The sequence below is a fragment of the Serratia sp. KG1D genome (genome assembly GCF_037150675.1).
Taxonomy (GTDB): Bacteria; Pseudomonadota; Gammaproteobacteria; order Enterobacterales; family Enterobacteriaceae; genus Serratia; species Serratia nematodiphila.
On sequence record NZ_JBAGIH010000001.1, the window covers coordinates 1,139,061 to 1,156,918 of the forward strand.

Annotated in this window: 17 protein-coding genes; 9 read left to right on the forward strand and 8 right to left on the reverse strand. The window is 60.0% G+C overall.

The genetic code is table 11. The annotated features are described in order from the left end of the window. Positions 1-292: 292 nt before the first annotated feature. The gene (locus WFM45_RS05590; RefSeq protein ID WP_103085668.1) at positions 293-877 is read right to left on the reverse strand and encodes a TetR/AcrR family transcriptional regulator; all 585 of its coding nucleotides are present in this window, start codon (positions 875-877) and stop codon (positions 293-295) included. A 297-nt stretch (positions 878-1,174) separates the two neighbouring features. Continuing rightward, entirely contained in the window at positions 1,175-2,266 is a 1,092-nt protein-coding gene (ychF, locus tag WFM45_RS05595) for a redox-regulated ATPase YchF (RefSeq protein WP_033633304.1), read from the reverse strand. 334 nt (positions 2,267-2,600) lie between these two features. Between ychF and WFM45_RS05600 the strand changes: the two genes are divergently transcribed. Then, entirely contained in the window at positions 2,601-4,130 is a 1,530-nt protein-coding gene (locus tag WFM45_RS05600) for a SulP family inorganic anion transporter (protein ID WP_015377569.1), read from the forward strand. Between the two features lie 37 nt (positions 4,131-4,167). On the opposite strand, the gene pth is transcribed toward WFM45_RS05600, so the two are convergent. Beyond that, positions 4,168-4,758: an aminoacyl-tRNA hydrolase gene (gene pth, locus WFM45_RS05605; protein WP_021504829.1), complete on the reverse strand. Its 591-nt coding sequence runs from the start codon at positions 4,756-4,758 to the stop codon at positions 4,168-4,170. 301 nt (positions 4,759-5,059) lie between these two features. On the opposite strand from pth, the gene ychH reads away from it, so the two are divergent. Further along, positions 5,060-5,338 carry a stress-induced protein YchH gene (gene ychH / locus WFM45_RS05610; RefSeq protein ID WP_004941056.1) on the forward strand — a complete coding sequence of 93 codons (279 nt, stop codon included), beginning with the start codon at positions 5,060-5,062 and terminating at the stop codon, positions 5,336-5,338. 185 nt (positions 5,339-5,523) lie between these two features. Here ychH and prs read toward each other — a convergent pair whose 3' ends face one another. The 3 genes from prs to lolB all read right to left on the reverse strand — a co-directional run bounded on the left by prs (position 5,524) and on the right by lolB (position 8,132). Next, positions 5,524-6,471, reverse strand: a complete 948-nt coding sequence (gene prs / locus WFM45_RS05615; protein ID WP_004941061.1) for a ribose-phosphate diphosphokinase — start codon at positions 6,469-6,471, stop codon at positions 5,524-5,526. Positions 6,472-6,645: 174 nt separating this feature from the next. Further along, complete coding sequence (gene ispE, locus WFM45_RS05620) at positions 6,646-7,512, reverse strand: 4-(cytidine 5'-diphospho)-2-C-methyl-D-erythritol kinase (RefSeq protein WP_015377571.1); 867 nt, start codon at positions 7,510-7,512, stop codon at positions 6,646-6,648. Beyond that, a complete protein-coding gene (gene lolB, locus WFM45_RS05625; protein WP_004941069.1) occupies positions 7,509-8,132 on the reverse strand; it encodes a lipoprotein insertase outer membrane protein LolB in 624 nt (207 codons plus the stop codon). The genes ispE and lolB overlap by 4 nt, the downstream gene beginning before the upstream one ends. A gap of 467 nt (positions 8,133-8,599) precedes the next feature. Between lolB and hemA the strand changes: the two genes are divergently transcribed. From hemA to kdsA, 6 genes are read left to right on the forward strand one after another with little or no spacing between them, the layout of a single operon-like run. Then, a complete protein-coding gene (gene hemA, locus WFM45_RS05630) occupies positions 8,600-9,862 on the forward strand; it encodes a glutamyl-tRNA reductase (protein ID WP_004941072.1) in 1,263 nt (420 codons plus the stop codon). Between the two features lie 31 nt (positions 9,863-9,893). After that, positions 9,894-10,979 (forward strand): peptide chain release factor 1, encoded by a 1,086-nt coding sequence (gene prfA, locus WFM45_RS05635; protein WP_015377573.1) that lies wholly within the window; start codon positions 9,894-9,896, stop codon positions 10,977-10,979. Beyond that, on the forward strand, positions 10,979-11,812 hold the full coding sequence (gene prmC, locus WFM45_RS05640; RefSeq protein ID WP_060559350.1) for a peptide chain release factor N(5)-glutamine methyltransferase: 834 nt from the start codon (positions 10,979-10,981) through the stop codon (positions 11,810-11,812). Before prfA ends, prmC begins: the two co-directional genes overlap by 1 nt. A 44-nt stretch (positions 11,813-11,856) precedes the next feature. Then, entirely contained in the window at positions 11,857-12,255 is a 399-nt protein-coding gene (locus tag WFM45_RS05645; protein WP_004941079.1) for a SirB2 family protein, read from the forward strand. Next, complete coding sequence (sirB1, locus tag WFM45_RS05650; protein ID WP_015377575.1) at positions 12,252-13,061, forward strand: invasion regulator SirB1; 810 nt, start codon at positions 12,252-12,254, stop codon at positions 13,059-13,061. Before WFM45_RS05645 ends, sirB1 begins: the two co-directional genes overlap by 4 nt. A gap of 58 nt (positions 13,062-13,119) precedes the next feature. Next, positions 13,120-13,974, forward strand: a complete 855-nt coding sequence (kdsA, locus tag WFM45_RS05655) for a 3-deoxy-8-phosphooctulonate synthase (RefSeq protein WP_033633672.1) — start codon at positions 13,120-13,122, stop codon at positions 13,972-13,974. A 46-nt stretch (positions 13,975-14,020) separates the two neighbouring features. On the opposite strand, the gene dauA is transcribed toward kdsA, so the two are convergent. Together dauA and WFM45_RS05665 are read right to left on the reverse strand one after the other, a co-directional pair. Beyond that, entirely contained in the window at positions 14,021-15,709 is a 1,689-nt protein-coding gene (dauA, locus tag WFM45_RS05660; RefSeq protein ID WP_336954890.1) for a C4-dicarboxylic acid transporter DauA, read from the reverse strand. 235 nt (positions 15,710-15,944) lie between these two features. Then, positions 15,945-16,427, reverse strand: coding sequence for a heme-degrading domain-containing protein (locus WFM45_RS05665; protein ID WP_048323000.1), 483 nt, complete (start codon positions 16,425-16,427; stop codon positions 15,945-15,947). Positions 16,428-16,750: 323 nt separating this feature from the next. On the opposite strand from WFM45_RS05665, the gene WFM45_RS05670 reads away from it, so the two are divergent. Then, positions 16,751-17,851: a GGDEF domain-containing protein gene (locus WFM45_RS05670; RefSeq protein WP_033633297.1), complete on the forward strand. Its 1,101-nt coding sequence runs from the start codon at positions 16,751-16,753 to the stop codon at positions 17,849-17,851. Positions 17,852-17,858 lie beyond the last annotated feature (7 nt).

Here is a 17,858-nt window from a genome sequence, read left to right on the forward strand (position 1 = left end):
TTCATTTCGGGCGGAGGGCCATGCATTCCACACAGACACGTGTGCCGAGTCAGACGGGGCGGCCCGCCATGTTGCTGGAACATGCTGGGTTCTTGACAGACGGTCTGATGCAGGCGAGGTTACGCACCCACAGAGGAGCAAAGACACACTGAGAATAAAGAAACGAATGTGAGTCGGCGGAGCCTTGGATAGGCCCGTCTCCGCAGCATTTTTAGTTTTGAAACGGGTAGCATGATTGTCGTGTCTTTTTAATGCGTGAGTACACACTCATTATTTAATTAAAAAAAAGAAGCTAGATGGCCGTATGAGCGCCAGGAAGCTCAATGGCCCGCACCATGGCTTCATAACCTGCGCGTTTGTAAATATCCAGCAGGTGCGGTTTTTGAACGGCCATATCGATAACGCCATTGGCCATTACCGTGCAGATCATGCCCTGAAACTCGCTCGACTGCGCTAAATCCAGCCCCTGGACTAACGGAATACCCAGCTGGGAAATATCACCGAACCGTACGCTTCTTTCCCTCTGTGCAGGGGATAACTTGCCGGAGACCATCAATTTGTTCCCTGTCGCATACGCGGCGGGATTGGCGAGCGCCCAGTCAATGTAGGCATCCCAGGCGAGCTGCATTTGATCTTTACCCGGCATAACGCCCTGCAAGCTTTGCGTCAGCAGGCGCTCCATTTCATCAAGCAGGTAGTCGCAGACTGCGCTCAGCAGTACGTCCTTATTTTCAAAGTAGCGGAACAGCGTGCCCTCCGAGACGCCAGCTTTCCTGGCGATGGCCGATGTGGGCGCCGCTAATCCTTGTTCGGCAAAAATGTCGGTGGCGGCCTGCAAGAGCGCCTGCTGCTTTTCTTCACTGCGGGGACGGGCCACTTTGAGGCTCCTTTAATAAGTGAGTAAACACTCATTATAAGGCCGCAACGGAAGATGACAAGCTTTTTCCTGTAGGACGAGGGATCAACACGAGAGCCGTTTTTCGTGCTGCGATGCGGATAATGCCGTCATGAAGGACGCAATAAAACGTACGGCGAAGATCGTTCAGTGGGAAACATGAGACCGTGATGCTCTGTATCCAGACCGTCAAAACACAGAACCGAAAAACAAAAAATCCACGCCGAAGCGTGGATTTTTCCGTTTCCGGCAGCGGAGAGAAACGCTGCAGGGAAGGGGTTAGACGTTGAACAAGAAGTTCATCACGTCGCCGTCTTTGACGATGTAGTCTTTACCTTCGGAGCGCATTTTGCCGGCTTCTTTGGCGCCTTGCTCACCCTTGTAGGTGATGAAGTCGTCATAGGAGATGGTTTGCGCGCGGATAAAGCCTTTCTCGAAGTCGGTGTGGATCTTGCCGGCCGCCTGCGGGGCGGTGGCGCCGACCGGGATGGTCCAGGCGCGCACTTCTTTCACGCCGGCGGTGAAGTAGGTCTGCAGGTTCAGCAGCTCGTAACCGGCGCGGATCACGCGGTTCAGGCCCGGCTCTTCCAGGCCCAGCTCGGCCATGAACTCGTCGCGCTCTTCGTCTTCCAGCTCGGCGATGTCGGATTCCACGGCGGCGCACACGGCGACCACCACGGAGCCTTCGGCGTCGGCGATTTTACGCACGGTGTCCAGGTACGGGTTGTTCTCGAAGCCGTCTTCGTTGACGTTGGCGATGTACATGGTCGGCTTCAGCGTCAGGAAGCTCAGGTATTTGATCGCCGCCTTGTCTTCTGCGGTCAGATCCAGCGCGCGCAGCATGCCGGCGTTTTCCAGGTGCGGCAGGCATTTCTCCAGCGCCGCCAGCTCGGCCTTGGCGTCTTTGTCGCCGCCTTTGGCTTTTTTCTGCACGCGGTGGATAGCGCGTTCGCAGGTGTCCAGGTCAGACAGCGCCAGCTCGGTGTTGATGACGTCGATATCTTCGGCCGGATCGACCTTGTTGTTGACGTGGATGATGTTGTCGTTCTCGAAGCAGCGCACCACGTGGCCGATGGCTTCGGTTTCGCGGATGTTGGTCAGGAACTGGTTGCCCAGGCCTTCACCCTTGGACGCACCCTTCACCAGGCCGGCGATGTCGACGAATTCCATGGTGGTCGGCAGAATGCGCTGCGGTTTGACGATCTCGGCCAGCTTATCCAGACGCGGATCGGGCATCGGCACCACACCGGTGTTCGGTTCAATGGTGCAGAACGGGAAGTTGGCTGCTTCAATGCCCGCTTTGGTCAACGCGTTGAACAGGGTGGATTTGCCTACGTTAGGCAGGCCGACGATACCGCATTTGAATCCCATGTTGTAATCACCTTAAATATCTTAACTATCAGCCGGTTAGGTTTAACCGACTGCATAAAGGGCAAAATAATGCCGCCATTATACACGTAATGGGCGTTTATCTCGATCAGACTTGCTTGGCCGGGGCGAACGCAGCGCGGACGGCCGGTTTTTATTTGAGATTTGGATCACATTTACCCATACTGGCCATTCCGATTAACCGACAGGAAACGCGCCGGATGTATTTCTTGCCTACGCCACCCTGAGCTGTGCCCGCCTGCACTCTGCCGCCCCTTGCGGCTCCCCATACCCGCTACGCGGGGAGATGATGTCATCTGTCATAAGTGAATAATGCATGTTTAATCTGAGTAACGTCAGGATCGCGGACGTTAAAAATGAAGTCCTGGCGGGCTTTGTGGTGGCGGTTTCGATGATCCCCGAGGCGGTCGGCTTTTCGCTGGTCGCCGGTCTTTCGCCAATTGTCGGCTTGCATACCGCGTTTATTATCGGCCTGGTCACGGCGCTGTTCGGCGGCAAACCGGGCATGGTTTCCGGCGCCGCCGGCTCCATTGTGGTGGTGCTGATGAGCCTGGCGGCGCAGTACGGCATGGGTTACGTGCTGTGGGCCACGCTGTTTGCCGGGGCGATTCAAATCCTGATCGGCGCCTTCCGGCTGGGCAAGTTCATTCGTCTGGTGCCGCTGCCGGCGATCCACGGCTTCGTCAACGGCCTGGCGATCGTCATCATGCTGGCGCAGCTGAAGATGATCGCCGGGCAGGGGCCGCTGATGTACGGCCTGGTGGCGCTGGCGATTGCGGTGGTGGTGCTGTTCCCGCGCCTGACCAAGGCCATTCCGTCTTCGCTGGCGGCGCTGCTGGTGGTCTCGGCGTTGGCGATCGGCCTCAACCTGCACACGCTACGGGTGGGCGATCTGGCGGACATTTCCGGCGCGCTGCCGCACTTTAGTCTGCCGACGGCGCCGTTTACCCTGGAGATGGTGCGGGTGGTGCTGCCCTATGCGGTGGTGATCGCCCTGGTCGGTTTGATTGAATCGCTGCTGACCATGACGGTGCTGGATGAAATGGGCGGCAAGAAGGGCAACGGCAATCGCGAGAGTATCGCGCAGGGCGCCGGTAACGCGGTATGCGGCCTGTTCGGCTGCTTCGCCGGCTGCGCGATGATCGGCCAGTCGATCATCAACTTCACCTCGGGCGGGCGCGGGCGCATCTCCGGTACGGTGGGCGCCATCCTGCTGATTCTGTTCGTGGTCAGCCTGTCGCGCTATATCGGCCTGCTGCCGGTGGCGGCGCTGGCCGGGGTGATGCTGGTGGTGTGTTACAACACCTTCGAGTGGAGCTCGCTGCGCCGCTTGCGCCGCATGCCGAAAGCCGACGCGCTGGTAATGATCGTCGTCACGCTGATCACCATCTTTACCGATCTGGCGGTGGCGGTGATCAGCGGGGTGATTATCTCGGCGCTGGTGTTCGCCTGGCAGCAGGCGCGCATCCGCGTGCGCCAGCGGCAGGTGACGGGCGACGTGGCGGTGTATCAACTGGATGGCCCGCTGTTCTTCGGCTCCGCCGCCGCTTTCGCCGAGCTGTTCGATCCGCAGAACGATCCGCAGAGCGTGGTGCTGGATTTTGCCGGCACCCGGGTGATGGATTCCAGCGGCGTGGAGGCGATCGATAAGCTGACGGCGCGTTATCTGGCGGCGGGGAAAAGCATTCGTCTGCGCCACCTGAGCGCTGACTGCGTGCGCCTGCTCAAACGCGCCGGGCCGTTCTGCAGCCATGAGCTGGACGATCCGCAGTATTACGTGGCGGAAGAGGGCTTCACCTCCGATGAGCGCCGGGTGGGCGAGGAAACCTTCAACCCGCGCGGCTAAAAGCAAGCAGCGGGCAGGGCGCCCGCTGCGGCAAGGATCAGGCCTGCGCCTTGAAGCTGTGCAGGCGCTGAACGGTTTTTTCCAGCCCGTCCTTCATCAGCATTTCGGTGCAGCGCAGCGACTCGTCGATCGCTTCGTCAATCATCTTCTGTTCGCTGGCCGGCGGCTTGCCGAGCACGAAGCCCACCACCTTGTTCTTGTCGCCCGGATGGCCGATGCCGATGCGCAGGCGATAGAAGTTCGGGTTGTTGCCGAACTTGTTTTGGATGTCTTTCAGGCCGTTGTGGCCACCGTTGCCGCCGCCGAGCTTGATTTTGGCCACGCCGGGCGGCAGATCCAGCTCGTCGTGCGCCACCAGGATCTCGCTGGGTTCGATGCGGTAGAAGTTGGCCATCGCCAGCACCGCTTTGCCGCTCAGGTTCATGAAGGTGGTCGGCACCAGCAGGCGCACGTCGTTGCCCGCCAGGTTCAAACGGGCGGTGTAGCCGAAGAACTTGCTCTCTTCTTTTAACTGCTGATTGTGGCGCTGGGCCAGCAGATCGACGTACCAGGCGCCGGCGTTGTGGCGTGTCTGGGCGTATTCCGCGCCCGGGTTGGCGAGACCGACTATCAATTTAATACTGCTCACTGGGAGATTCGCTATGATCAGGGTAATGGAAAGGGCCTTAGTCTACCTGTCGGGGCGATGAATGACAAAACCCGATCTCTGCCGTCACCCTGGGTAAGAAAGATGAATGATTCATTAGCTTAATAATTCAATTTGTCCGCTAATTTTCAGCACTGTGTTAAGAAGTGTCAATAATTCTTTACCATTTGTGATCGCCTCCGCAATCCCCTTGCCGCAACAGGGACTATACTTAACTTATCAAAGTGGGTTAACAAGTTGCAGCGTTATCCCGGTTGGCACATGGCAATCATGGAGGTGGCATATGAAACGTAGAAGCGCGGACAGAGTGGGCAACTTTTTTATGGGGCTGGGGCTGGTCGTGATGATCGGCGGCGTCGGATACTCAATTATTGCTGAAGTATCCCAGTTCAATCTGCCGCAATTTTTCGCCCACGGCGCCATCATGAGCATCTTCGTCGGCGCGCTGTTGTGGCTGGTGGGCGCACGTATCGGCGGCCGCGAACAGGTGGCGGATCGCTACTGGTGGGTAAAACACTTTGATAAACGGTGCCGCAACGATCAACATCGTTCGTCGCATTGATTAAAAAAGCAGAAGGGAAGCAAGAGCGGGGCAAGGGAACATCTGCCGTGCATTAAGGTTTGAGGTCATGTCGGACTACAAGTAGAAAACCCGTTGTTGCTCGCGCACCAACGGGTTTTTCTTTTCTGCTGTCGGGCTCGCTATCTTTCCGGCGCAGTGGGCGCCGCACCGGAAAGACGACGAAATTAATGCTCGAACATCGCAGAGATCGACTCTTCGTTGCTGATGCGGCGGATGGCTTCAGCCAGCATGCCGGACAGGGTCAGAGTGCGAACGTTTTTCAGTGCCTTGATTTCCGGCGACAGCGGAATGGTGTCGCAGACGATCACTTCATCAATCACCGAGTTCTTGATGTTGTCCACGGCGTTGCCGGAGAAGATCGGGTGCGTCGCGTAGGCGAATACGCGCTTGGCACCGCGTTCTTTCAACGCTTCAGCCGCTTTACACAAGGTGCCGCCGGTGTCGATCATGTCGTCGACCAGCACGCAGTCGCGGCCTGCCACGTCACCGATGATGTGCATCACCTGAGAAACGTTCGCGCGCGGGCGGCGTTTGTCGATGATGGCCATGTCGGTGTCGTTCAGCAGTTTGGCGATGGCGCGGGCGCGCACGACGCCGCCGATGTCCGGGGAAACCACGATCGGGTTTTCCAGGTTCTGCTGCAGCATGTCTTCCAGCAGGATCGGGCTGCCGAACACGTTGTCTACCGGTACGTCGAAGAAGCCTTGAATCTGCTCAGCATGCAGATCCACCGTCAGAACGCGGTCAACCCCTACGCTGGAGAGGAAATCGGCAACCACCTTGGCGGTGATTGGCACACGCGCGGAACGCACGCGGCGATCCTGGCGGGCATAGCCGAAGTAAGGGATAACGGCGGTAATACGACCTGCGGAGGCGCGACGCAGGGCGTCGACCATCACAACCAGTTCCATCAGGTTGTCGTTGGTCGGGGCACAGGTGGACTGGATGATGAAAATATCACCGCCGCGTACATTTTCGTTGATTTGCACGCTCACTTCGCCGTCGCTAAAACGACCTACAGCGGCGTCACCAAGGCTGGTGTACAAACGGTTGGCAATACGTTGTGCTAGTTCCGGGGTGGCGTTACCAGCAAAAAGCTTCATATCAGGCACGAGAAGAACCTCAGGCTTGCGTCCAGAGAAGATATTGTCATACGACATCGCCAAGGGGCAGTCGGCGACGCCGGCGCAATATACATACGGGTATGTAAAACTAAAATTGAGACCGCAGGCAGCGCAGGGATAACAGGGCCAGGTGTGCATGACCCTGCGCAGCGAAACGTTGAGCTACGACTCAAACCGCCCGGAACGAATGCGATGTAGTGGGGAGACGTTAACGCCGCGCGCTACAAAACCACACAACCACTCCGGGGCTTGATTTAACACCTGACGGGCGGCGATTTCTGTGTCGAATTCAGCAAACACACAAGCACCTGTGCCAGTCAGGCGTGACGGGGCGTATTCTAACAGCCATGAAAGAAGCTGTTCAACCTCGCGAAAACGTTTTCTTGCGATCGGTTCGCAATCATTTGCGTACGGCGCCTGCAACAGCTCACTTAAGGAGCGAACCGGGGTGTCCCTTTTCAATTCGGCGTCGCCGAAGATAACCGGCGTCGGGATGCCGACGCCGGGATGCGCCACCAGATACCATTTTTCCTGCGGCTCGGCCGGCTGCAGGCGCTCGCCGATGCCTTCGGCGAAGGCGGCGTGGCCGCGCACGAACACCGGCACGTCGGCGCCAAGGCTGAGCCCCAGCTCTGCCAGTTGGTCGTCGTCAAGGCCGCAGCGCCACAGTTCGTTCAGCGCCACCAGCACGGTGGCGGCGTTGGAGGAGCCGCCGCCCAAACCGCCGCCCATCGGCAGGCGCTTGTCGATGCTGATGTCGGCGCCGCGCGGTGCGGTCTGCAGACCCTGTTCATCACAATAGCGCTGCAGCAGGCGGGCGGCGCGCACGATCAGGTTCTGCTCGTCCGGCACGCCGTCGACCGGCGTCAGCAGGTTAATGCGATCGTCCTGGCGCGGGTCAATGGTCAGGGTGTCGCCGTAGTCCAAAAACTGGAACAGCGTCTGCAGCAGGTGATAGCCGTCTTCACGACGGCCGGTGATGTACAGAAACAGGTTGAGCTTCGCGGGGGAGGGCCACTGGCGGATCATTTGAGCGTCCAGTTATCCATTTTCAGTTTGATGCGTTGGTCGCCCTGCTGCAGCTCCAGACGGTTCGGCAGCGTCGGCTGCACCTCGGTGCTGTAGCTCTGGTAATCCACCTTCCAGGTTTGACCGCCTTGCTGGTAGGTCAGTTTGCTCAGGCGATATTGGTCATCCAGCGCAAAATCGCTGGCTTCGCCCGGCAGGCCGACCATCCACTGGCGCAGGTTGTTCAGCGGGATCGCCATCCCGGTCAGCTTGCGGATCATCTCTTCCGGGTTGTCGCTGACGTAGCGTTTGCCCTGGTTGTCGGTCAGCTGCACCACGTTTTTCTGTACGTTGAGATCCATTTCCGTGCTGCCCAGCGGGTTAGTCAGCAGCAGGCGGTAGCGCTCCGGCGAAAACTGCTGCCAGAAGAAGCGGGCATAGACTTTTTTCTGATCAGACAAGTAGGCGAAGGAGCCGCGGGTCTGATAGGTGCTAAGCTGCTGCACCGCCTGCTCATGGGCGCGCCACTGCGGTGAGGTCGGGCTGGTGGCCGGGCCGGTTGGCTTGGTGGTGGTACAGGCGGCCAGCACCAGGCTGGCCAGCGGGATCAGACGGAGCAAACTAACTTTGCGTATTGGCATAACTTTTTCTTGTCCTTTTGTCCTTGCGGGCATGCGCGACGAAACCCGGATTCAGCGCTCACGCTAACGGGGCGGCGGCGGCGCGTCAATTTTTTGCTGCATCGCGTTGAATCTTGCCGCGTTTACCGGCGTAGTGCCAACGCGGCGCGCGCGTCGGGGTTGCCATTAAGCGTAACACAATCGCCTGAAGGCGGGGGAGGCGCTCCCGATAAGCGGTGCAGAGTTGCGCAAACGCCGCCGTTATGTGCGCCGAATAGCGTGCGCGTCTTCGCAAACTGCGCTAAAATTTAAACCATCAGCCTTCCCTTTGACTATTTATCCCGCTGTATTTATTACTTATTCATTAATTGATGTCGTCTATGACAGCGATTGAACGGAAGATGCGGTTGTTACTTTTATTGATCCCGCGCATCAAGTAGAATGCCGTTCAACGAGAACCCGTACCAACAGAAGTATTACTCGAAGCAATGACCCTGCTGGCGTTAGGTATAAATCACAAAACCGCTCCGGTTTCTCTGCGTGAAAGGGTGACCTTCTCGCCAGAGTCCATCGATGAGGCGCTGACCAGCTTGCTCCAACAACCGTTGGTGCAGGGCGGCGTCGTGTTGTCCACCTGCAACCGTACCGAGCTGTACCTCAGCGTAGAGCAGCAGGAGCACATGCACGAACAACTGGTCGCCTGGCTGTGCGCCTACCACAACCTGCGTCCGGAAGAGGTGAAGAAAAGCCTCTACTGGCATCAAGGCAACGACGCGGTCAGCCATCTGATGCGGGTGGCCAGCGGGTTGGACTCGCTGGTGCTGGGCGAACCGCAAATCCTCGGCCAGGTGAAAAAGGCCTTCGCCGAGTCACAACGCGGTCAGTCGCTGTCCGGCGAGCTGGAGCGCCTGTTCCAGAAATCCTTCTCCGTCGCCAAGCGCGTGCGCACCGAAACCGAAATCGGCGCCAGCGCGGTCTCCGTGGCTTTCGCCGCCTGTACGCTGGCGCGGCAGATCTTCGAATCGCTGGCCGATCTCAACGTCTTGCTGGTGGGCGCCGGTGAAACCATCGAGCTGGTGGCGCGCCACCTGCGCGAGCACAAAGTGCGGCATATGATCATCGCTAACCGCACCCGCGAGCGCGCGCAATTGCTGGCGGAGGAAGTCGGCGCGGAAGTGATCACCCTGCCGGAGATCGACGAGCGTCTGGCGGACGCCGACATCATTATCAGTTCCACCGCCAGCCCGCTGCCGATCATCGGCAAGGGGATGGTGGAGCGCGCGCTGAAGGCGCGCCGCAACCAGCCGATGCTGTTGGTGGATATCGCCGTACCGCGCGATATCGAGCCGGAGGTCGGCAAGCTGGCCAACGCCTATCTGTACAGCGTGGACGATCTGCACGCCATCATTCAAAGCAACCTGGCGCAGCGCAAAGCGGCGGCGGTGCAGGCGGAATCGATCGTGCAGCAGGAAAGCACCAACTTCATGGCCTGGCTGCGTTCGCAGGGCGCGGTGGAAACCATCCGCGACTACCGTTCGCAGGCCGACCAGATCCGCGCAGAGATGGAGGCCAAAGCGCTGGCCGCCATCGCGCAGGGCGCCAACGTGGAGCAGGTTATTCACGAGCTGGCCCATAAACTGACCAACCGTCTTATTCATGCCCCTACCAAATCCCTCCAGCAGGCCGCCGGCGACGGCGACGTGGAGCGGTTGCAGTTATTACGCGACAGCCTCGGGCTGGATCAGCATTAGTTTTCTCTATTAACAGGGTTTATTACCACGCATGAAGCCTTCTATTGTTGCCAAACTGGAAGCGTTACAAGAGCGCCATGAAGAAGTGCAGGCGCTGCTCGGCGATGCCGGCGTCATCGCCGACCAAGACCGGTTCCGCGCGCTGTCGCGAGAATACGCGCAGCTGACCGACGTCAGCCGCTGCTTCCTGGAATGGCGTCAGGTGCAGGAGGATCTGGAGACGGCGGAAATGATGCTGGACGATCCGGAAATGCGCGAGATGGCGCAGGAAGAGCTGAAACAGGCGCGGGCGAGCAGCGAAGCGCTGGAACAGCAGCTGCAGGTCTTGCTGCTGCCGAAAGATCCGGATGATGAGCGCAGCTGCTTCCTCGAAGTGCGCGCCGGCACCGGCGGCGATGAGGCGGCGATCTTCGCCGGCGATCTGTTCCGCATGTACAGCCGTTACGCCGAAGGCCGCCGCTGGCGCGTCGAGGTGATGAGCGCCAACGAAGGCGAACACGGCGGCTTCAAAGAAGTGATCGCCAAAGTTTCCGGCGACGGCGTGTACGGCCAGCTGAAGTTTGAATCCGGCGGCCACCGCGTGCAGCGCGTGCCGGAAACCGAATCCCAGGGGCGCATCCACACCTCCGCCTGCACCGTGGCGGTGATGCCGGAAGTGCCGGAAGCCGAGCTGCCGGACATCAACCCGGGCGATCTGAAAATCGACACCTTCCGTTCCTCCGGCGCCGGCGGCCAGCACGTTAACACCACCGATTCGGCGATCCGCATCACTCACCTGCCGACCGGCATCGTGGTGGAGTGCCAGGACGAACGTTCACAGCACAAAAACAAAGCCAAGGCGATGTCGGTGCTGGGCGCGCGCATTCGCGCCGCCGAGATGGCCAAGCGCCAGCAGGCCGAGGCGTCCACTCGCCGCAACCTGCTGGGCAGCGGCGATCGTTCCGACCGTAACCGCACCTACAACTTCCCGCAGGGGCGGGTGACCGACCACCGCATCAACCTGACGCTCTACCGCCTGGACGAGGTGATGGAAGGCAAACTGGACATGCTGATCCAGCCGATCGTGCAGGAGTATCAGGCCGATCAGCTGGCGGCGCTGTCCGCCGAGCAAGAGTGATGGAGTATCAACACTGGCTGAAAGCCGCCGCCGCGCGTTTGACCCACAGCGACAGCGCCCGGCGCGACGCGGAAATCCTGTTGGGTTTCGTGACCGGCAGGGCCAGAACCTTCCTGATGGCGTTCGGGGAAACCGTGCTGACGCCGCCGCAGCAACAGCAGCTGGAGACGCTGCTGGCGCGCCGCGAACGCGGTGAGCCGGTGGCCTATCTGGTGGGCGAGCGCGAGTTTTGGTCGCTGCCGCTGTCGGTCTCGCCCGCGACGCTGATCCCGCGCCCGGATACCGAATGCCTGGTGGAGCTGGCGTTGGCGCGCCTGCCGCCGCAACCCTGCCACTTCCTCGATCTCGGCACCGGCACCGGCGCCATTGCGCTGGCGCTGGCCAGCGAGCGCCCGGATTGTTCGGCTATCGGCGTCGATGTGCAGCCGGAGGCGGTTGCGCTGGCGCAGCACAATGCGCACAAGCTGAAGATCGACAACGTCCGATTTTTACAGGGCAGCTGGTTTGCGCCAGTCGCGGGGCAACGTTTCGCGCTGATCGCCAGCAATCCGCCCTATATCGATGCCGCCGATCCGCATTTGTCGCAGGGCGACGTGCGCTTCGAGCCGGGCAGTGCGCTGGTCGCCGCCGAGCATGGTTTGGCGGATCTGGCCGCCATCGTGCGCCAGGCGCCGCACTATCTGCAGCCGCAGGGCTGGCTGCTGTTGGAACATGGCTGGCAGCAGGGTGAGAGCGTGCGCGCGCTGCTGCAGGCCGCCGGATTTTCCGCTGTCGCCACCCACCGTGATTACGGCGACAACGACCGCGTGACGCTCGGCCAATGGCCGGGATAAGCGCCCCTCATAATAACGACGCCCGGGCCATTTAAGGGAGCACCATGACTGCATACACCGCGTTGAAACATTTCCATTTGCTGACGGTCGCCATCAGTATTACCTTGTTTGTGCTGCGTTTCTTTTGGCAGTGGCGCCGTTCGCCGATCATGGGTCGCCGCTGGGTCAAGATAGCGCCGCACCTGAATGACACGCTGCTGTTCGTCAGCGGCATCGCGCTGGTGGTGACGTTCGGGTTTTATCCGCTGCTGGGTATGGACTCATGGCTGACCGAGAAGCTGTTTGGCGTTATTATCTATATCCTGCTTGGCTACGTCGCATTGGGCAAGAAGACCAAAAGTCAGCGGCTGCGAACCGTGGCGTTCGTGCTGGCGTTGGGCTGCCTGTACCTGATAATTAAACTTGCCACGACGAAAATACCGTTTCTGATGGGATACCTATGAGTAGCATTGCTGATTTTGAATTTAACACCTCGCCGCTGAGCGAAGGGGTGATCCTGGTGTCGCAGTCGGTGCGGCGCGATTTCCCGGCTGCCGACGTGGAGCGCAAGCTGCAACAGCTGGTGGACGAAGCGCGCGCGGTGGTGCCGGCCGATATCACTCAGGAGCAGCAACTGGATGCGCTCATTGAACTGTTCTACAAGACCTGGGGATTCGGCGGCGCCAGCGGCGTGTACCGCCTGTCGGACGCCATCTGGCTGGACAAGGTGCTGGAGGGGCGGCAGGGCACGCCGGTTTCGCTCGGCACCATCTTCCTGCACATCGCCAACGCGCTGGATCTGCCGCTGCTGCCGGTGATTTTCCCCACTCAGCTGATCCTGCGCGCCGATTGGCTGGATGAAGAGCTGTGGCTGATCAACCCGCTGAACGGCGAAACCCTGAGCGAGCACCAGCTGGAAGTGTGGATCAAGGGCAACCTGGGGCTGGGCGCCGAGCTGGAAGACGACGATCTCGACGAATCCGAGAATATCATGGTGGTGCGCAAGATGCTGGATACGTTGAAGGCCGCCCTGATGGAAGAAAAGCAGCTGGAAATGGCGCTGCGCACCAGCGAAACGGTGCTGTGCTTCGATCCGGAAGATCCGTACGAGATCCGCGACCGTGGGCTGATTTACGCCCAGCTGGAGTGCAACCATATCGCGATTTCCGATCTCAACTATTTTGTCGAGCAGTGCCCTGAAGACCCGGTCAGCGAAGTGATCAAAGTGCAGATCCATTCGATTGAACCGAAACAGGTGACGCTGCATTAATTCAATGACTCCGTGCAGTTTGCAAGGCGACGGTTACAACCTTAACAAAGGCGAAAGCATGAAACAGAAAGTGGTTAGCATTGGCGACATCGACGTAGCAAACGATCTGCCGTTTGTGCTGTTTGGCGGTATGAACGTGCTGGAATCGCGCGACCTGGCGATGAGCATCTGCGAGCACTACGTCACCGTGACGCAAAAACTGGGCATTCCTTACATATTCAAAGCCTCTTTCGACAAGGCCAACCGTTCTTCCATTCACTCGTACCGCGGTCCGGGCCTGGAAGAAGGGATGAAGATCTTCGAAGAGCTGAAAAAAACCTTCGGCGTGAAAATCATCACCGACGTGCACGAAGCGGCACAGGCGCAGCCGGTTTCTGAAGTGGTTGACGTGATCCAGCTGCCGGCCTTCCTGGCGCGTCAGACCGATCTGGTGGAAGCGATGGCGAAAACCGGCGCGGTGATCAACGTCAAGAAGCCGCAGTTTGTCAGCCCGGGGCAGATGGGCAACATCGTCGACAAGTTCAAAGAGGGCGGCAACGACCAGGTGATCCTGTGCGATCGCGGCAGCAACTTTGGCTATGACAACCTGGTGGTCGACATGCTGGGCATCAACGTGATGAAGAACGTGACTGGCGGCCATCCGGTGATCTTCGACGTGACCCACGCGTTGCAGACCCGCGATCCGTTCGGCGCCGCGTCCGGCGGCCGTCGTGCTCAGGTGGCCGAGCTGGCGCGTGCCGGCATGGCGGTTGGCCTGGCAGGGCTGTTCCTCGAAGCGCACCCGGATCCTAACAACGCCAAGTGCGACGGGCCGTCCGCGCTACCGTTGGACAAGCTGGAACCGTTCCTGGCGCAGATGAAAGCCATCGACGACCTGGTGAAGAGCTTCCCGGAGCTGGATACCAGCAACTAAGCGCTCATCGCCAAAAAAAAGCCCGACGCGTCGGGCTTTTTTACGTTCAGGCGCCGGTGGCCGCCAGCGCTTCCGGCAGCGTCGGGTAGAACTGCAAGCGGCCCTCGATCGGCTGCACCCGCGCGCGCGCCAGGGTTTTCAGCGGCTGGAACGGCACGTCGGTGATCACCAGCTTTTTATCCGCCGGCAGCACGTCGATAAAGCGCCGCAGGGCGTTCAGGCCGCCGGCGTCGAGCACTGGCACCGCATCCCACTGCAGCACGATCGTCCGGTAATCCTCGCTGCGTGCCAGCAGTTCGCTAAAGATACGCTCGGCGGCGGCGAAGAACAGCGGGCCATTCACTCGCAGCACCAGGCGGCCATCGTCGGCGCTCAGCTCGCTCAACCGCGTCATGCGGGCGATGCGGCGCATAAACAGCAGCGACGCCAACACGATGCCCACGGTAATGGCGATCACCATGTCGAACAGCACCGTCAGCGACATGCACAGCAGCAGCACCAGAATGTCGTCCTTCGGCGCCCGGCGCAGCAGGTAAATCACTTTGTGCGCCTCGCTCATGTTCCAGGCGACCATCAACAGCAGCGCCGCCATCGCCGCCAGCGGCAGATAAGAGAGCCACGGCGCCAGAACCAGCAGCGCCAACAGCACCAGCAGCGCGTGGATGATGGCGGAAACCGGCGAGGTGGCGCCGGCGCGCACGTTGGCGGCCGATCGGGCAATCGCAGCGGTCGCGGTGATGCCGCCGAAGAACGGCGCGATGATGTTGCCCGCACCCTGGCCGATTAATTCGCTGTTCGAGTTATGCTTCTTGCCGGTCATGCCGTCGAGCACCACCGCGCACAGCAGCGATTCGATCGCCCCGAGCATCGCCATCGAAAACGCCGCCGGCAACAGGGCGGAAACGGTTTGCCAACTCAGAGTGAACGGTTGCCCGCCGCCGCCCGGCAGATCCCAGGGCAGCAACAGCTGCGGCAGGATCGGCGGAATGCCCTGGCCGCTGCTGCCATCGGCCAGCAGGTAGCTGAAGCGGGAGCCGATGGTCGCCACCGGGTGGTCAAACAGCGTCAGCAGCCCCATCAACGCGGTGCCCGCCAGCAGCGCCGGCAGGTGCCCGGGCACCCGCAGGCCGAGTTTGGGCCAGAAGATCAAAATCAGCAGCGTCACGGCGCCGATCAGGGTATCGCCGATATCCAGCGTCGGCAGCGCCTGCAGCAGGGCATACAGCTTGCCGACGTAATTTTCCGGCGTGTGCGTCAGCTGCAGGCCGAAGAAGTCCTTGATCTGCATGGTGGCGATGGTGATGGCGATGCCGGAGGTAAAGCCGAGCGTCACCGGCAGCGGAATGTACTCGATCAGCCTGCCAAAGCGCGCGAGCCCCATCAGCAGCAGAAATACCCCGGAGATCAGCGTGGCGACCAGCAGGCCGGCCAGGCCGAACTGCTGCGAGACCGGATAGAGGATCACCACGAAGGCGGCGGTGGGGCCGGAGACGCTGTAGCGCGAACCGCCGCTGACGGCGATGACGATGCCGGCGATGGCGGCGGTATACAGACCATACTGCGGCGGCACGCCGCTGGCGATCGCCAACGCCATCGCCAGCGGAATGGCGATAATACCGACCGTGACTCCGGCGATAGCGTCTTTCAACAACCGCGCCAGGTTATAAGGTTCCCGCCAGCAGGCGTCTATCAGCGCGCTGAAGGGGCGAATTTTGTTTATTTCATGCGTTTTCATCTACGGTGCGTACCAAATCTTCAAAAGTGAAAGGAATGGCGGGCCCGATGAGGTCCGTCTTGTCACGTGACAGATACCATACGCCTTTTGTTCAGCGGATTACCAGACCTGTATCAATTTGGCGCAGGAAATCAGAGAGTTGCCCTTTTGTTCGGCGCTAAATTTCGATAATAGAGAAGTCAGCCGCAGATTCTGCGGCTGACAAGAAAAGTGACAGTCAAGGTTTTAACGGTTATTACAGCGTGGGCAGGGATAAGCCGAGAAAGTGGGCTAAAGTACTCACCAGCAGCTGGTGATCTTCCTTCTGCGGCGCGCCGGAAATGCTGATGCTGCCGACGCAGCCGAGGCCGGTCAGGGTGAGCGGGAAGGCGCCGCCGTGCACCGAATAGTCACGCACGCTCAGCCCGTAACGCTCCTCCAGCGACGTTTGCCGCTGCTGCAGGCGCAGGCCGATGGCGTAAGAGCTTTTGTGAAAATGGTTCACCAGATTGCGCTTGCGCCGCACCCAGTCGGCAATGTCCGGCGTTGCCCCCGGCATGGCGTAATAAAACAGCGTCTGCCCGGCCAGTTGGATCTCGATGGCGATGCTCAGGCCGCGCCGCTCGGCGGCGGTTTTCAGCGCCGCGCCCAGTTCCCAGGCGGTGGCGGCGTCAAAATGGGTAAAGGCCAGCGTCGCTTCCTGTTCGCTGAGCGCTTGCAGTTCATCGTCGATATTCATGCGGTTCTCCCCCGATAACACAACGCACAGAGTAGCCTGAAGCGGGCGTCGTGAGATAGACGGCTTGGCGATAAGATAGAACTGCTACTCTATTAATAGACTGTGTATCCCTATGGATTTCAAATTGCAGCTAGGCGCCCAGCGATCGCATCCCCAGGAGCTTACTCAGGTAAGTGACTGGGGTGAGAGCGTGCAGGTAACAACGCTGCGGTTTGAAAGACGACGGGTATAAATGGCCGCCGCCGAAGCGGAGACGACAGGGATGCGTTATTCAACGTCTGCACATTACCCCCTGGCGATCCCGAGGAGCGCGCTGACTATTTATGACTTACATTGCGTCCATTTCTACCCTTTACAGCGACGCCTGCATCACCTACGCGACGTTGTCGATAAGCTATTTCCTTCTCAGCAAGAATGCCCCTTTTTCTTATCAATCCGCACTGTGGAAGCGCGTTGTTTTCGGCCTGCTGGCCGGGGTGGCGGTGCTGTATTTGAGCCAGGATCGGCTGGAGCTGACCGATAAGGTGCATTACAGCTTTGCGATGATCCCGATGATATTGGTGACTTTCTTCGGCGGCGGCGTCAGCGGGCTGGTGAGTTTTCTGTTCGCCATGACGCTGACCGGCGGTTTCACCGTCGATAACCTGTTCATCGCCTCGATCGTCGCGCCGCTGCTGCTGTCGCGCGTGTGGCTGAAAAAATCCCACCGGACGTTTTACCTGACGATCGGCATCATCGCGCTGTATCGCATCGCGGTGGTGTGGCTGCTGGTGGACATGAGCGGGCTGTGGCCGGATGTGTTGCTGTACCAGGCGGTTTCCGCGCTCTGTCTGGCGATTTGCTATCATGCGCTGAATTTCAAAGAGCGCCATATCTACGCCTATTTCGCGATGCGCGCGCGCGCCACCACCGACAGCCTGACCCACATCAACAACCGCGCCAGCGTCGATTATCAGCTGATGCTGCAGCGTGCCGAGCGCCGCCCGTGCGGGCTGATGATCCTCGATTTGGATAACTTCAAAAGCATCAACGATACCTACGGCCATCCGGCCGGTGACGTGCTGCTGGCCAGCGTCGGCCGGCTGCTGCAAAACAGCGTGCGCAATGAGGACTTCGTCGGGCGCTACGGCGGCGAGGAGTTTATGGTGATCACCGCCAGCTACGATCCGCAGGTCATCGGCGGGGTGGCGGAGCGCATTCGCAGCGCGGTTGAAAGCTCGACGTTCTTGCTGAATGCGCACGACGAAGCGCACATCACGCTGTCGATCGGCGTGTCGCTGTATCTGCCGGGCATGACGCTGGACAAGGCGATCGCCATGACCGACGAGGCCTTGTATGAGGCGAAGCGCAGCGGCAAAAACCGGGTGGTGACCAGCCGCGTGATGCAGCTGGCGCCGCTGGGCGCCGGTTTCCCGCGCGAATAAGCCGCCC

Bases quoted from the DNA above. Each gene is read 5' to 3' on its own strand.
- WFM45_RS05600 (WP_015377569.1), top strand. From the start codon at position 2,601: ATGTTTAATCTGAGTAACGTCAGGATCGCGGACGTTAAAAATGAAGTC.
- WFM45_RS05665 (WP_048323000.1), bottom strand. From the start codon at position 16,427: ATGAATATCGACGATGAACTGCAAGCGCTCAGCGAACAGGAAGCGACG.
- ispE (WP_015377571.1), bottom strand. From the start codon at position 7,512: ATGATCCGCCAGTGGCCCTCCCCCGCGAAGCTCAACCTGTTTCTGTAC.
- prfA (WP_015377573.1), top strand. From the start codon at position 9,894: ATGAAGCCTTCTATTGTTGCCAAACTGGAAGCGTTACAAGAGCGCCAT.
- WFM45_RS05645 (WP_004941079.1), top strand. From the start codon at position 11,857: ATGACTGCATACACCGCGTTGAAACATTTCCATTTGCTGACGGTCGCC.
- ychF (WP_033633304.1), bottom strand. From the start codon at position 2,266: ATGGGATTCAAATGCGGTATCGTCGGCCTGCCTAACGTAGGCAAATCC.
- prmC (WP_060559350.1), top strand. From the start codon at position 10,979: ATGGAGTATCAACACTGGCTGAAAGCCGCCGCCGCGCGTTTGACCCAC.
- sirB1 (WP_015377575.1), top strand. From the start codon at position 12,252: ATGAGTAGCATTGCTGATTTTGAATTTAACACCTCGCCGCTGAGCGAA.
- WFM45_RS05670 (WP_033633297.1), top strand. From the start codon at position 16,751: ATGACTTACATTGCGTCCATTTCTACCCTTTACAGCGACGCCTGCATC.
- kdsA (WP_033633672.1), top strand. From the start codon at position 13,120: ATGAAACAGAAAGTGGTTAGCATTGGCGACATCGACGTAGCAAACGAT.
- lolB (WP_004941069.1), bottom strand. From the start codon at position 8,132: ATGCCAATACGCAAAGTTAGTTTGCTCCGTCTGATCCCGCTGGCCAGC.
- hemA (WP_004941072.1), top strand. From the start codon at position 8,600: ATGACCCTGCTGGCGTTAGGTATAAATCACAAAACCGCTCCGGTTTCT.
- dauA (WP_336954890.1), bottom strand. From the start codon at position 15,709: ATGAAAACGCATGAAATAAACAAAATTCGCCCCTTCAGCGCGCTGATA.
- ychH (WP_004941056.1), top strand. From the start codon at position 5,060: ATGAAACGTAGAAGCGCGGACAGAGTGGGCAACTTTTTTATGGGGCTG.